14 protein-coding genes are annotated in these 14,294 nt (G+C 68.4%); 6 read left to right on the forward strand and 8 right to left on the reverse strand.

Features of this window, described 5'->3' with window-relative positions; genetic code table 11:
• Positions 1–23 precede the first annotated feature (23 nt).
• The 3 genes from AB0M15_RS25075 (at position 24) to AB0M15_RS25085 (ending at position 2,515) form a co-directional block, all read left to right on the forward strand.
• Complete coding sequence (locus AB0M15_RS25075; RefSeq protein WP_363823719.1) at positions 24–680, forward strand: hypothetical protein; 657 nt, start codon at positions 24–26, stop codon at positions 678–680.
• Between the two features lie 83 nt (positions 681–763).
• Complete coding sequence (locus AB0M15_RS25080; RefSeq protein ID WP_363823720.1) at positions 764–1,411, forward strand: hypothetical protein; 648 nt, start codon at positions 764–766, stop codon at positions 1,409–1,411.
• Positions 1,412–1,453: 42 nt separating this feature from the next.
• On the forward strand, positions 1,454–2,515 hold the full coding sequence (locus tag AB0M15_RS25085; RefSeq protein WP_363823722.1) for an FAD-dependent oxidoreductase: 1,062 nt from the start codon (positions 1,454–1,456) through the stop codon (positions 2,513–2,515).
• Here AB0M15_RS25085 and AB0M15_RS25090 read toward each other — a convergent pair.
• On the reverse strand, positions 2,512–2,985 hold the full coding sequence (locus tag AB0M15_RS25090) for a GyrI-like domain-containing protein (RefSeq protein ID WP_363823724.1): 474 nt from the start codon (positions 2,983–2,985) through the stop codon (positions 2,512–2,514). The genes AB0M15_RS25085 and AB0M15_RS25090 overlap by 4 nt on opposite strands.
• Before the next feature lie 92 nt (positions 2,986–3,077).
• On the opposite strand from AB0M15_RS25090, the gene AB0M15_RS25095 reads away from it, so the two are divergent.
• Positions 3,078–4,361: a glycoside hydrolase domain-containing protein gene (locus AB0M15_RS25095; protein WP_363823725.1), complete on the forward strand. Its 1,284-nt coding sequence runs from the start codon at positions 3,078–3,080 to the stop codon at positions 4,359–4,361.
• Here AB0M15_RS25095 and AB0M15_RS25100 read toward each other — a convergent pair.
• Together AB0M15_RS25100 and AB0M15_RS25105 are read right to left on the reverse strand one after the other, a co-directional pair.
• Positions 4,358–5,887: a hypothetical protein gene (locus AB0M15_RS25100; protein ID WP_363823727.1), complete on the reverse strand. Its 1,530-nt coding sequence runs from the start codon at positions 5,885–5,887 to the stop codon at positions 4,358–4,360. The two genes, AB0M15_RS25095 and AB0M15_RS25100, sit on opposite strands and share 4 nt — an antisense overlap.
• Positions 5,888–5,924: 37 nt before the next feature.
• Entirely contained in the window at positions 5,925–6,296 is a 372-nt protein-coding gene (locus AB0M15_RS25105) for a cupin domain-containing protein (RefSeq protein ID WP_363823729.1), read from the reverse strand.
• A gap of 63 nt (positions 6,297–6,359) precedes the next feature.
• On the opposite strand from AB0M15_RS25105, the gene AB0M15_RS25110 reads away from it, so the two are divergent.
• Positions 6,360–6,824 (forward strand): MarR family transcriptional regulator, encoded by a 465-nt coding sequence (locus AB0M15_RS25110; protein WP_363823731.1) that lies wholly within the window; start codon positions 6,360–6,362, stop codon positions 6,822–6,824.
• Here the strand turns inward: AB0M15_RS25110 and AB0M15_RS25115 are convergent.
• The 3 genes from AB0M15_RS25115 to AB0M15_RS25125 are packed head-to-tail and all read right to left on the reverse strand — an operon-like array spanning position 6,821 to position 11,905.
• The gene (locus AB0M15_RS25115) at positions 6,821–8,083 is read right to left on the reverse strand and encodes a serine hydrolase domain-containing protein (RefSeq protein ID WP_363823733.1); all 1,263 of its coding nucleotides are present in this window, start codon (positions 8,081–8,083) and stop codon (positions 6,821–6,823) included. The genes AB0M15_RS25110 and AB0M15_RS25115 overlap by 4 nt on opposite strands.
• 25 nt (positions 8,084–8,108) lie before the next feature.
• The gene (locus tag AB0M15_RS25120; protein WP_363823735.1) at positions 8,109–10,964 is read right to left on the reverse strand and encodes a DEAD/DEAH box helicase; all 2,856 of its coding nucleotides are present in this window, start codon (positions 10,962–10,964) and stop codon (positions 8,109–8,111) included.
• 38 nt (positions 10,965–11,002) lie between these two features.
• Complete coding sequence (locus tag AB0M15_RS25125; protein WP_363823736.1) at positions 11,003–11,905, reverse strand: alpha/beta hydrolase fold domain-containing protein; 903 nt, start codon at positions 11,903–11,905, stop codon at positions 11,003–11,005.
• A gap of 80 nt (positions 11,906–11,985) precedes the next feature.
• Between AB0M15_RS25125 and AB0M15_RS25130 the strand changes: the two genes are divergently transcribed.
• Positions 11,986–12,429, forward strand: coding sequence for a MarR family winged helix-turn-helix transcriptional regulator (locus AB0M15_RS25130; RefSeq protein ID WP_363823738.1), 444 nt, complete (start codon positions 11,986–11,988; stop codon positions 12,427–12,429).
• On the opposite strand, the gene AB0M15_RS25135 is transcribed toward AB0M15_RS25130, so the two are convergent.
• Together AB0M15_RS25135 and AB0M15_RS25140 are read right to left on the reverse strand one after the other, a co-directional pair.
• Positions 12,392–13,045: a response regulator transcription factor gene (locus tag AB0M15_RS25135; protein ID WP_363823740.1), complete on the reverse strand. Its 654-nt coding sequence runs from the start codon at positions 13,043–13,045 to the stop codon at positions 12,392–12,394. The genes AB0M15_RS25130 and AB0M15_RS25135 overlap by 38 nt on opposite strands.
• Positions 13,042–14,172: a histidine kinase gene (locus AB0M15_RS25140; protein WP_363823741.1), complete on the reverse strand. Its 1,131-nt coding sequence runs from the start codon at positions 14,170–14,172 to the stop codon at positions 13,042–13,044. The genes AB0M15_RS25135 and AB0M15_RS25140 overlap by 4 nt, the downstream gene beginning before the upstream one ends.
• Positions 14,173–14,294: the final 122 nt, after the last annotated feature.

Genomic DNA, 14,294 nt, shown 5'->3' on the forward strand with positions numbered 1-14,294 from the left:
GCTGACATGTGAGGGGAACGGCAGTGGAACAGAGCATCCTGGACGAACCTGAAGCCGACACGACGACCCGGCGGTACGAGGAAGCCCGGGCCGCTGCTCATCGTGCGATGAGCAGCGTCACGCTGGTCCCCGACAAGCCGGCGGACGAGCAGGCAGAGCCGGAGCGGCTGTCCTACCGAGGCTTCAAGTTCGGCGCCGCGTTCTTCGGCTGGCTGATCATGGGCGCGATGCTCGTCCTGCTCACCGCACTGGTGGGCGGCGCGGCCACCGCCGCCTACTACGTTCTGGGCTACACCAGAACCGATCTCGAGGACAACGCCGGTACCGTCGCCATCAGTGCCGCGGCAGCGGTGGTCCTGGTGATCTGCCTGGCCTTCTACACCGGTGGCTACGTCGCGGGACGGCTCGTCCGGTTCGACGGGATGCGGCAGGGTTTCGGGGTCTGGATGATTTCGCTGCTGCTGATCGTGTGCGGCTGCTCGGTCGGGGCGTTCCTGAACAGCAACTACGACTACACCGGCCGGATCGAGCGTCCCGACGTACCGCTGGCCGACGACAGCCTGCTGACCGGTGGGCTCATCACGGCCGCCGCATTGCTGATGCTGCCGCTGCTCTTCGCGCTTCTCGGCGGCCGGACCGGTCAGCGCTATCACCACAAGATCGACGATCTGATTCCCTAGCAACCGACACGGTGTGAGTCGGGATGAATACGTGGGGGTACCAGGCGGTGAGAACGGGGCTGTCGAGGTGAGGAGACGGCGAGATGGTTCAGCAGTACCGGGACGAGGCTGACACCCAGCAGGTCCCCCAGAAGCAGTTCACCGAGGACACCGCGGTGGAGCGGCCGACGGCCACCCATCGCGCCGACATCAAGACGTCCACGGCGGCCGAGGTCGACCCGGTGTATCGGGGCTTCAAGTCCGGGGCCGCCTTCTTCGGCTGGCTGATCGCGATCGGCCTGACCGTGCTGCTGACCGGGGTGATCGGCGCGATCGCCGCCGCGGTCGACTACGCGGTCACCATCGACCGGTCGACGGCCGAGGACAACGCCGGCACCATCGGCATCGTCTCAGCCGTGCTGCTCGTGCTGATGATGGCGATCGCCTACTACAACGGCGGGTACGTCGCCGGCCGGCTCGCCCGCTTCGACGGGGCCCGGCAGGGGCTCGGCGTCTGGGCGATCGGGTTCATCGTGACGCTGGTGGTCGCCGGGATCGGCGCGCTGGCCGGGTCGCAGTACGACGTACTGGACCGGGTCGATCTGCCGTCCGTCCCGATCGCGAACGAGGACCTGACCGCCGGCAGCCTGATCCTGGCCGTCGCTGTCGTGGTGGTCAGCCTGCTGGCCGCAGTCATCGGTGGCAAGGCCGGTCAGCGCTACCACAAGCGGATCGACAACAGCTGGGGCTGAGGCGCCGGGAGTAAGGCGGCCGGCCCGGCTGTTGCACCTGGTGTGAAGAGGACCCAGGTTGCGGTGATCGGGGCCGGCCAGGCTGGCCTGTCGGCGGCGTACCACCTCGTCCGGATGGGGTTCCCCCGGTACGACGGGGTGGTGGTGCTCGACCGCAACCCGGCCCCCGGTGGCGCCTGGCAGCACCGGTGGGACTCGCTGACCATGCACGACGTCCACGGGATCGCCAACCTGCCGGGCGTCGACGTACCGCCCAGTGCTGGTGTGGAGCGGGCCAATGCGTTCGTGCCGCAGTACTTCGCCGACTATGAGACTCGGTTTGAGCTACCGGTCGTGCGGCCGGTGATCGTGGAGAGCGTGCGGCACAACGGTGAGCTGTTCGAGCTGACTACCGACCAGGGCGAGTACGAGGCCGAGGCGATCGTCAACGCTACCGGTACCTGGAATCGGCCGTTCATCCCCTGGTACCCGGGGATCGAGACGTTCCAGGGGCGGCAACTGCACACTGCCGACTACAACGGCGCCGGCGAGTTCGCTGGCAGGCATGTGCTGGTGGTCGGTGGGGGTGCGTCGGCGGTGCAGTTGCTCGCCGAGATCTCCGAGGTCGCGACCACCCCGTGGGTGACCCGGAGGCCGCCGGAGTGGCGGACGCCGGGTGAAGAGTTCGGGCCGGAGATCGGGCGGCAGATCATCGCCAAAGTCGACGAGCGTGTCCGGGCCGGGCTGCCGCCGAAGAGTGTGGTCGCGGTGACCGGTCTGCAGCTGCGCGAGCAGGAGCAGGCGGCGTACCGGAAGGGCGTCTACACCCGGCTCCCGATGTTCTCGCGGATCACTCCCGATGGCGTGGAGTGGGCCGACGGTCGCGCGGAGCACGTCGACGCGATCCTGTGGGCAACCGGCTTCCGGGCCGATCTGGCGCATCTCGCGCCGCTACATCTGCGCGAACCGTCCGGTGGTATCCGGATGGACGGCACCCACACAGTGCTGGAGCCGCGCGTGCACCTGATCGGCTACGGGCCGTCAGCCAGCACTATCGGCGGCAACCGCGCCGGCTTCCAGGCGGCCCGCCAACTCCGCGACCTGCTCCAACCTGTAGCTGCTTAACCGCGGAGGCGGAACAGTAGCTCGGTTTCCCATAGGTCCATCGGGACCTCTTGGGGGTCGGACTTGTAGACCTCGAGGCGGCTGCCCCAGTTGTTGCCGTCCGCGTCCCACTCCAGGCCCTCCTTCTCGGCCCACGCCAGCAGGTCGCCTGTAACGCCTTCGAGTTGGTCCGGGTGGCCGACGTGGGTGACGCTGACGTAGCGGCCGCCGGGGAGGATGCCGCCGACGATCTCACCCTCGCCGTGGTGGCGCTCCTCGACCGGTACGCCGATCTCCAGCACCAGACCGTGCTCCATGTCGACCACGGCGTACCGGAAGAACACGTCGCCGATCGGGTCGATGGTGCGGGCGGCGAGCCAGCCGAACAACTCCGGCGTACGCCGCGCGAAGTCGGCGATCTGGTTCATCGCGATCTTGCCGCGCAACGCCATGTACGGCTGGTCTTCGCGCTCGACGATCGTGGGTTCCATCCCGCCTCCTCCGATGCTCTTTCGCCGCAGACTAGCCCCTTGCCGGGCACGCCTGGGAGGCGTGTACTGCAAGTATCTAGGGGGCTGGTGGAATGAAGCGTTTGCTGTTGGTTGCGGCGTTGCTGTTGATGGGGATGACGGTACCGGCGGCGGCTGAGCCGGCAACGTCGGTCGGGTATCCGGCGAGTGCCACGGCTACCAGGTACAAGGGGTTGGCGTTCGACACCTGCACTGCGCCGACGGTCCCGCAGATGTCGGCGTGGCTGGCGTCGCCGTACCGGGCGGTGGGGATCTACATCGGCGGGGTGAACCGCGGGTGCTCGCAGCCGCAGCTCACGGGCAGTTGGGTGAGCAGTGTGACGCGGATGGGATGGCGGCTGATCCCTGTGTACATGGGGTATCAGGCGCCGTGCACTACCCGAGTCAACGCGGTGAAGCTGACCGTGTCGTCTGCAGCCGCACAGGGGACGGCTCAGGCGGCCGATGCCGCAGCTAAGGCTGCAGCGATCGGGCTGCTGCCGGGTAGTGCGCTCTACGGCGACATGGAGCACTACAACGTCAACGATGCGACCTGCCGGGCCGCAGTACTGCGGTACCTCTCGTCCTGGACGAAGGAACTGCACCGGCGCGGCTACATCTCCGCAGTGTACGCCCACCAGGACTCCGGCGCCCGCCACCTGGCCGAGGTGTACAACTCAACTGCCTACGCGCGCCCCGATGCGGTGTGGATCGCCCGCTGGGACCTCAGTTCGACGCTGACGGGTTGGCCGCTCATCTCAGACCGCTACTGGTCCGTGGGCCAGCGGGCCAAGCAGTACAAGGGCGATCACAACGAGACGTACGGCGGCGTCACCCTCAACATCGACAACGATCGCCTCGACGCACCGGTCGCCTCGACCTGGTACACCTACACGGTCCGAACGAACATCTACGCCTACAGCGGTCCCTCCACCGCCTACCCGAGACGCGCGACGATCGCCCACAATGCCCCCATCCGGATCGTGTGCCAGACCTTCGGCCCGAAGGTCGGCACCAGCGCCGTCTGGGACAAGCTGATCGACGGGACGTACGTCACGGACTACTACGTCCGCACACCCGGGAACCCCGGCTACAGCGCACCCATCCCGGGGTGCAGCCTCCCGTACCAGACCACAACCGACAACCTGGCCAGGCGCCACGGCCCCGGTACGTCGTACGCCACCTACCCAGGCCTACTACCGATCGGTTCGCTGGCCTGGGTCACCTGCCAACGAGCCGGCACGAAGGTCGGTACTACGTCCGTCTGGAACCGCCTGAGTGATGGCACCTGGGTCACCGACTACTACGTCGCCAACCCGAGCAACACCACCTACAGCGCTCCCATCCGCCGCTGCTAGCCCCTCACCCAGGGCAGCCCTGCCCAGTCGATCGAGGAAGGACTACCTGCGTTCAGAGCACGCACGGCGGAGCAGAACACACGCCACGCATCTTCGTTGCGTGGCGAGAGCGAGCCGCTGCTGACGAGCGGCTCCAACGCGCCGGCCACCCGGGTCGCCCACTCGCTCATGCTGTCCCAGTGCTCGCCGCCGTACGACTGCAGCGTCGCGAGACCGCGGACGATCTCCGGCATCAGGTAAGCCCCGTCTGATGCCACCAGGTCGGTCTGTAGTTGCTGCACCGTGTAGTCGAGCGCTATGCCGGTGGACTGCTTCGCCTCGTCACCGTAGCGAGCCGGATCCCCTTCGGGCACCTGGCTGCTCGGCTCCTGAAGCAGCGCGGAGAGCTGCGCTGCGAGCGTCACCGGCAGCTCTGGTACCGGGCCGAGCCAGCGAAACTCGTGGTGCTCCCGCTCCAGCTCGCCCTGATCGTCCACGAAGATCGGCCAGACGAGTTGGCCGCGACCGGTAGCCAGCGTCACCCGAGCCGCCCGCGTCCGCGAGCCGTGTTCACCTTGGTACGCCGCGGTGATGCCGGCCCGCGTACCGACCAGGAGTTCGTCGCCTCCGGGTGAGACGGCTACACCCCAGCAGGCCGGGTCCACCTCACCCTGCCCTTCGATGTAGAGCTGCGGGAACTCACCGACGTACTCGGCCGAGGACAGGTCGTACAGCCTCGGCACCACACTGCCGTCCTCGTTGGAGACGGAGATGAGCGTCGCCGGACGCAGTGGCCACCAGGCGGCGTTCTCGACCGGCGCCCGCATCCAGCGCCCGGTCACGACCTCGACCAGCCAGGCCTTCGACCCTCCGTCGAGCAAGAGCCAGCCACCGTCCGGGCTGAAGCGGAGTTCCTCGCCGCCACTCACGCCGTCGATGAAGGTCAGGAGCCTGTGCGATCCGCCGCCGTCGATCAGCGCAACCGATCCCAGCGATCCGCCCCAGGACTCGAACATGGCCATCGATCCGGTCGACGGCCACAGATCGACCGAGATGATGTCGGCGTTCATCAGCGCCGGAACGAGAGCGCCGGAGCGATCGGAGCCGCAGTACAGGTTCCCCGCCGGATAGACCATTCCGTTGTGCTCGCGCCAGGAGATCATGTTCCTGCCATCCATGGCGCCAAGGTCGAGCGCTGGCGGCAGGCCGAGGCCGGTGTGATTCAGATGAGCCGCGGCCGCGATCCGCCCGCCGGCAGGATCGTGGACGAGGCTCCTGGTCGTGAGCCAGCCAGGATTCATCCGTTGGCCGGCGTCGGACCTGACCGTCCGTTCGAAGCCGCTGCCTTGGTGGTCCTGCAGTGCATGCCCCAAGGCGTTGACCCGGTCGAAGTCCTTGCCCGCCACGCTCGGGGAGTGCTTGATGCTCTCCGAGACGGTGAACTCCGCCGCCGGCAGGCCGATCACCCCCACCCGTCCAGGGTGGCGGCCCGCCGGCGCGATCGAGAGGCTGTCCCAGAGCAGTTGGCGCGTCGTCATCTCCGTCATGCCCATCTCTGACGGACGGCGACGCCGGCTACCTCGGCTACTGCGCCCAGGGAGGCTGGACGGTCGTCCCGTCGGCCATGGTGCCGGTGAAGCCGGCGGTGATGGCCACGTAGAGCTCAGCGTCGGTGTCGCCGAGGTTGCGCACCTGGATCGGGTCGCCGGCCGGTACCACGGCCGAGTCGCCCGCCTCGAGCTTCTCGCCGTCCGGTGTGAGCTGGACCGTGCCGGACAGGACCATGAAGACCTCGTCGCGGTCCAGGGTGTGCGGCGCGTCGTTGCGCTCGCTCGTGTCGAGCCGCAACCGCCACGTGCACAGGCCCTTGGAGCCCAGGCTGGGCGCGGCCTGCACGGTGAACTGCGCGCCCGGAAGGTCGAACCGCGGCGCATCGGCCGCGCGGGTGATCGGCATCTCGTACCCCCAACTATTTAGACAAGCTGACTTGTTCAACTCGGCTTGTCTATCATGGACGACATGGCGACGAATGACAACCCCGATTTCGGCATCCTGCTGCTGCTCGCGGAGCAGGAGTTCGTCCGCGAGCTACGGGCGGCCACCGCGGCCAAGGGCTTCGACGACCAGGGCCGCTCCGACGGGTTCGTACTCCGCACGCTCGGCCGCGCTCCTGCGACGATCAGCACGCTGGCGACCCGGCTGGACATCACGAAGCAGGGCGCCGCGCAGATCATCGACGACATGGAGGCGCGCGGTTACGTGGAGCGCCACCCCGATCCGACCGACGGCAGGGCGCGGCTGATCCACCTCTCAGAGCGCGGCCAGGCGGCGCTCAAGGCCGCCCGGAGATTCCACCAGGCCTACGAACGCAAGCTGCGCAAGACCCACGGCGACGAGGCGATCGACGCGGTCCGGGCTGTCTTCGCCGACATGGCAGGCGAAGACAGCGTCACTGATCCACAGTTCAGGGCATTGATGTTCTAGGCCGGGAAGTACGTCGGGAACAGGTCGTTGGTGGGCCAGGTCTTCACGCTTGCGGCGGCGGTCCACATCGCGGCATCGATGTCGCCATACGACTTGCCGCTGGCATCGTCGCGGCGGTTGAACAACGCGGCCCAGCTCATCCCGTTGTAGGTGCGGACGAGCAGCGTGAAGGTGCCGGGGAGGCTGCCGGTGTGCCACGTGTTGCGGCCGGTGCCGCCCTGGGTCGTGGGGCGGACCTGCCAGCCGAGCCCGTAGTACCAGCCGTCAGGAGATACCCCGGTCTCGGGCTTGGCCCAGACGCTGGCCAGGGAGGTGCTGTTCAGGACGGTGCCTGGCGCGTCGAACATCTTCGCCCAGCGGACCAGGTCAGGCGCGCTGGCGATCCAGCCGCCGTTGGCGTCGTGGATGCGCATGCTGAACGACCCGTACGGCGCCGCGACGACCTTGCCCGTCGTGTCGAGGACCGTCTTCGCCGTGTACTGCGAGTCGTACGGCACCTCGCCCGCGTGCTTGGCGATCGAGTACCCCTGCGCCATCCGGGTGATCTTCAACGGGGTCAGCAACTTCTGCTGCACGTAGGTCGCATAGGGCAGCCCGCTGACCTTCTCGATCACCCGGCCGGCCAGCAGGTAGCCGTAGTTGGAGTAGGCGACCTTCGTGCCGGGCGCGTTGTCGAGCGGGCGCCCGGCCATGAACTTGATGACGTCGGCGTGCTGCAGCTCCATCGGGACGCCGAGCGCCTTCGAGATGGTCGCGTCCATGCCGGTCGGGTCGCCCGACACGTCGCGGTCCCAGCCGCCGAGGTGTTGCAGGAGCCGCTTGATCGTGACCGTCTTCAGCCGCGGGTCGACCGTCTGGCCGGCCGGTGGGGTGAAGGTGAGGATCGACGTCACCGGCGTGGTCAGGCTCAGCTTGCCGTCCTGTACCAGCTTGAGGATCGCCGCCGAGGTGAACGACTTCGTCAGCGACGCGACCCGGAACAACGAGGTCGGCTGAACCGCCACCGTGGACTCGGTGCTGTAGCCGCGGGCAAGGACCAACCGGCCCTTGTACGTCACCGCCAACTGGCCGGCCGTGACGCCGCGCGCCTGCATGAAGGTCTTCATCTGGTTGTCGAAACCAGCCAGTGCCGGCACCGCGGTCCCGGTCGCCTTCCACGTCGCGGAGGCGTCGGCAGACCGCGCCACCGTAGTACCGACGATTGCGGCGGCCCCACCGGCCACTGCGAGTTTTCCTAGATCACGGCGTGACAGCGGCACAGAAGAGTCCTTGTAAATAGGCGGTTTACGGCTCGTCGACCACCGAAGCATACGAGATCACGCCGCGCCGGATCTGGTCGGTCACCTGACGCGCCGTCTTGCGCAGCGGGGTCGGGCCAGCCGCGTCGGCGACCTGCTCGGTGAGGTCGATCAGTTGCTTCACCCAACGGACGAAGTCACCGGCGGCGAGGTCCGACTCGTACAGCACCTCGGCCAGCGACGCACCCGACGCCCAGCGGAACGCGGCCCAGCAGAAGCCGAGATCCATCGAGCGCAGGAAGTCGACGCGCATGTCCCGCTCGAGCGCCGACAGGTCCCGCCAGATGGTACCCATCTTCTCCAGCGCCGGCCGGACCTCGCCGCGCGGCAACCGGGGTGAGGTCGGCTCGTCCTTCGACCGCGACTCGAACACCAGCGCCGCCAGACAAGCCGCCAGCTCCGGTACGTCGAGATCGTCGAAAACCCCGACCCGCAAGCACTCGGCCGCCACCAGGTCGAGCTCGGTGTAGATCCGGGAGAGCCGGTCGCCCGCCTCCGTCGTCTTGTCGCCGTCGAGGTAGTGCAACGCGTCGAGCACCTGGCAGACCCGGTCGAACTGGCGGGCGATCGTGTTCGTCCGCTGCTCGATCTTGCGCTGCACATCGCGGTTCTCCCGGTCGAGCCGGAAGTACCGTTCGGCCCAGCGGGCGTGGTCCTCGCGATCCGAGCAACCGTGGCAGGGGTGCGCGCGCAACTCGGCCCGCATCTGCTGCAGCTCCGGATCGTCTGCGTGCGTGACGACGTCGCCCCGGTGGCTGCGCGACGACGGCGGACCTTCCTCGCCGATCATGTCGGTGCGGCCCCGGAGTACATGGGCCAACTCGCGGCGCTGTTGCGGGTTGCGCGCGTTGAACTTCTTCGGCACCCGGAGCGTGCTGATCGCCTCGACCGGGGTCGGGAAGTCGATCATCGACAGTTTGCGCACCTGCCGGTCCAGCGTCAGCACGGTCGGCCGCGGCCCTTCGCGCTCGGACCGTACGCCGGCGTCGAGAACCAGCGCCCAGCCAGCGCTGCGGCCGGCCGGGATGCGGATGATGTCGCCGATCCGTAGCTTCTCCAGCGACGCCTGCGCCTCGACCCGGCGGTCCAGCTTGCGCGCCTTCGAGCCCGACGACTCGCGATCACCGATCCGGCGGCGCAGCGCGGCGTACTCGAGGAAGTCGCCGAGGTGGCAGTCGATGGACTCCTTGTATCCCTCCAGCGCCTCCGTGTTCCGCTGCACCTGCCGCGCCAGACCCACCACGGCCTGGTCGGACTGGAACTGCGCGAACGACAGCTCCAGCATGTCGCGTGCCCTGCTGCGGCCGACCTGGCGAACCAGGTTGACGGCCATGTTGTACGACGGGGAGAACGACGACCGCAACGGATACGTACGAGTCGATGCGAGACCGGCGACAGCACGCGGGTCGAACCCCGGCTGCCAGAGCACGACCGCGTGCCCCTCGACGTCGATGCCTCGGCGCCCGGCCCGGCCGGTCAGCTGGGTGTACTCCCCCGGCGTGATGTCGACGTGGGCTTCGCCGTTCCACTTGCTCAGCTTCTCCAGCACCACCGTGCGGGCCGGCATGTTGATGCCCAGGGCAAGCGTCTCGGTGGCGAAGACGACCTTGATCAGGCCGCGCGCGAACAGCTCCTCGACGACCTCCTTGAAGGCCGCGAGCATGCCCGCGTGGTGGGCCGCGATGCCGCGGCTGAGCGCCTCGGAGAAGTCGTGGTAGCCGAGCACGCCCAGATCCTCGTCGGGCAGATCGGAGGTGCGCTCGGCCAGTACCCGCTTGATCTCGTCGCGCTCGCTCGGCTTGGTCAGCCGCAGGCCCGAGCGCAGGCACTGCAGCATCGCGTCCTCGCAGCCCTTGCGGGAGAAGATGAAGTAGATCGCCGGCAGCAGCGCGCCGGCATCCAGCTCCTCGACCACGTCGGACCGGTACGGCGTGAAGTGCGAGCGGGCCGGCCGGCTCTTGGGCAGATCCCGGCGACGGCGCGGCTTGCGCGAGTCGTCCTTGAAGATCCGGCTGTCGTCGCGGGCGATCTTGACCAGCTGCGGGTTGACCATGTCCTTGAGGTCAGGCGCGCCACTGCCAGCCTTCGCCGGGTTGCCGGACCTCGACTTGGGTGCCGTGTACTGAGGCCCGTACTGCGCTACGCCACCGGCGCGCGCTGTCGGCGCCTCCCCCGCGAACAGGTCGTGCAGCCGCTTGCCGACCATCACGTGCTGGAACAGCGGCACCGGCCGCTTCTCCTCCAGGACCACCACGGTGTTGCCGCGGACGGTCTCCAGCCAGTCGCCGAACTCCTCCGCGTTGCTCACCGTCGCCGACAGCGACACCACCGAGACCGACTCGGGCAGGTGGATGATCACTTCCTCCCAGACCGCGCCCCGGGACCGGTCGGCGAGGTAGTGCACCTCGTCCATCACCACGTACGACAGGCCGAGCAGCGTCTGGGAGGCGGCATACAGCATGTTGCGCAGCACTTCGGTCGTCATCACGACGATCGGCGCTTCGGAGTTGATCGAGTTGTCGCCGGTCAGCAGGCCGACGTTGTCGTGGCCGTAGCGGCGGACGAGATCGCTGTACTTCTGGTTGCTCAGCGCCTTGATCGGGGTGGTGTAGAAGCACTTCTGCCCGCGCTGCAGGGCCAGGTGCACCGCGAACTCGCCGACCAGCGTCTTGCCCGAGCCGGTCGGCGCGGCGACCAGCACCTGGTGCCCGTCCTCCAGCGCCGCGCACGCCCGCAACTGGAAGTCGTCCAGCTGGAAGTCGTACAGCGAGCGGAACTCCCGCACCGCGGGGTGCTCCTGGTCCGAGCGGAAAACGGCATACTTCTCGGACGGAGTACTCATGCCCCCAATCTATGCGACGCCACCCCCAGAACCCCGCGCTACCCGACCGGCTGGTCCCCGAGTCGATCGCTGAGTCGGCGCCGGACGAAGGCCGCGGCCCGCTCCAGCGCCTCGTCGGCCTCGGGCAGGAAGCCGGTGAAGTACTGGAACACGTGCGGTGCTCCGGCGACCACGTCCAGGCTGACATCGACCTCGGCCTCGGCCGCCCGGACCGCCAGTCGCAGCGAGTCGTCCAGCAGGACCTCGGCCGACCCGACCTGGATCAGCAGCGGCGCCAAACCGGTCAGATCCGCGAACAGCGGGCTGGCCAGCTCGTCGCTTGGGTCCTGGCTTTGGATATACCAGTCGGCCGACTCGGCCATCTGGGCCCGACTGAACAGCGGGTCGAAGTCACCGCGAGAGTCCACGCTCCCGCCGCTCAACGAGACATCGGTCCACGGCGAGTAGAGGACAGCGCCCACAGGCTGCGGCAGCCCGGCCCTCCGCGCGGCGAGCATCAGCGCGAGCGCGAGCCCGCCACCAGCCGAATCGCCTGCTAGTACGACCTTCTGACCGCTCTCCAGCAATTCCTTGTACGCCGCGAGCGCGTCGTCGACCGCGGCCGGGAACGGGTCCTCCGGTGCCAGCCGATAGTCCAGCGACACAGCCAATACGCCGGTACTCCGCGCCAACGGCGCCGCAAGGTTGGCCCCGGTGCGGGCCGAGCCGATCGAGTAGCCGCCACCGTGCAGGTAGAGGACGACTCCCTCGCCATCGGCGCCCTCGACCGCGACGTCCAGAGCAGGACGTCCCCCGAGCGTGCGGGGGCTCAGCGTCACATCGTCCCCCAACGGCCGGCTGGCGAACATCTCGTCGAAGTCGGCGCGCTGCTGGACAGGCGTCCGGCCGAGCTCACTCTTGTCGATCAGGCTGCGCGCCTGCTCGCGTTGCTCCCTGCTCATCGTGCACCTCTCCTCGGTGGGCTATGGTTCGTGACAACTACATTCCCAGGAAGCTAATTCCCAAGAAGCAGGATTAATTTGTGACCGACCTCACGTCGTTGTTCTCGGAGCTGGTCCGGCTGGAGACGCGGCTCTACAACGCGCTCGATGCCCGGCTCAAGGCGGAGCATGACCTGCCGCTGGGTCAGTTCGAGTTCCTGCGGTTCATGGCAGCGAGCGGGACGACGCGGGTGCAGGACCTGGCGCACGAGTTCGCGATCACCGTCGGCGCCACCAGCAAGGGTGTCGACCGCCTCGAAGCGGCCGGTCGCTGCCGCCGGACCGCGAACCCCGAAGACCGCCGCTCCTCCCTGGTCGAAGCGACCCCGGCCGGTCTCGAGATCCTTGCGGCCGCGACACCCACGGTCGAGGCCGAGCTGGTCACGAGGATCGGCTCGGTCCTGCCCGAACAGTCGGTAGCGGACCTGGCCGGCCTGCTGTCGATGATCAGCGCTGGACTCGGTGGGTCTCGTAGGCCCACATGACCAGTTCGACCCGGTTCCGGGCGCCGAGTTTGGTCATGATGCTGGTCAGGTGGGTCTTGACCGTGCTGAGGCTGATGTGGAGGTCGCCGGCGATCTCGGAGTTGGTCCGGCCCTGGGCGACGGTGAGCAGGATCTGTTCCTCACGGCCGGTCAGCGGCTCGACGGGTTGAGCGGGCGGCCGTCCTAGCCGCGTATCGGAGAAGGCCGCGAGCAGTCGCGCGGTGATCTTCGGGGCGATCAGTGCCTCGCCGTCGGCGGCCGCGTTGATCGCCTGGACCAGGAGTTCGGGGCCGGCGTCCTTGAGCAGGAAACCGCGAGCCCCGGCCTTCAGCGCGCCGTGGACGTACTCGTCGAGGTCGAAGGTGGTGATCACGACCACCGCGATCGGGTCCTCGACGTGCGGTCCGGCCAACTCGCGGGTGGCGGCGATCCCGTCCATCCCGGGCATCCGGATGTCGAAGAGGCATACGTCGGGCCGCAGCCGGCGAGCGAGTTCGACCGCCTCGCGACCGTCGGCGGCCTGGCCGACCACCTCGATCCCGGGTTGCGCGGAGAGGATCATCGACAGGCCGGTACGGATGAGTTCCTGGTCGTCGGCGACGAGTACCCGGATCATCTGGCCGCCTTCGGCAGGACGGCTTCGACGGTCCATCCGCGGTCGGGGCCGGGGCCGGCCTCGAAGGAGCCGCCGAGGAGGGCGGCCCGTTCGGTCATACCGACCAGGCCGTAGCCGACAGGTCCGGGCGCGCCTGCCTCGCCGTCGTCTTGAATGGTCAGCCGCACCTGGTCGACATCGCCGGCTACCCGGACGTCGACGCGGGTTGCCGCGCGGGCATGGCGGACGGCGTTCGTGATCGACTCCTGGGCTATCCGGTAGAGGGCGGCGCCGACCGACGGGCCGAGATCGTCGAGGTCGCCGGACAGGTCGAGGTCGACGTGCAGTCGGCTGCCGCGAGCCAGTTGCTCGAGGTCGGCCACGCCCGGCTGCGGGGCCATCGCGGCCGCCTCGTCCTGGCGGAGTCCGGCGACCATGACCCGCATCTCCGCGAGGGTCCGCGTCGCCTCGGTCTCGATGATGGACAAGGCATCCACGGCGGCGCTCGGATCGGACGCGGCGACGATGCGGCCCGCCTGCGCCCGGATGACGATGGCCGAGACGTGGTGAGCGACGGTGTCGTGCAGCTCGCGGGCCAGTTGCTCGCGCTCGCGGAGCCTCATCTGGTCCAACTCACGGACTCGCGACGAGGTCCGGTACCGGACAGCGGCACCGACCGTCGCGGGGAAGAGCAGGAACATGCTCCCGAAGATCGCCTCGGTGAGTCCCGTGTAGTCGGCGGCGAGACCGAGCGCCAAGGCGATCAGGATGAAGACCATGCCGAGCCCGATGTCGCGGCCGGAACCCCAACGAAACAAGGAGTACGGGAGCAGGATCACGCAGATCATCACGTACAGCCCGACTGACTCCTGGCCGCTGAGCAAAGTCACTGTGCTCAGGAGGCTCAGGGTGCCGAACACGCCGGCTACGACCTCGAACGGAGCGGTACGCCGCCAAAGCAGTGCGAGCACGGTGCCCACGGCGAGCACGATCGCCACCGGCCGCCAGACCAGGTCGTTCCGGAAGATCCCCTCCAGGATGGCCGTCAGCAGCAGCAGGCCGACGAGCACCCAGTCCCGCCAGACACGCTGGGGCGGCTGCGGAGCACGCGGCTCTGCCCAGAGCGAGCGGACCGCGTTTCTCAACATGACCTCACAGTAGACACCCCCGGTGGCTGGGGTATCGGCCCAAAGTACGGCGTTTCGATCAGCCGACCGGCCGAGTCGACTCCGGCCCTTCTCCCGAGGTGTCCTCGCGCGGATCTCGCGAC

The sequence above is a fragment of the Kribbella sp. NPDC051718 genome (genome assembly GCF_040681515.1).
Taxonomy (GTDB): Bacteria; Actinomycetota; Actinomycetes; order Propionibacteriales; family Kribbellaceae; genus Kribbella.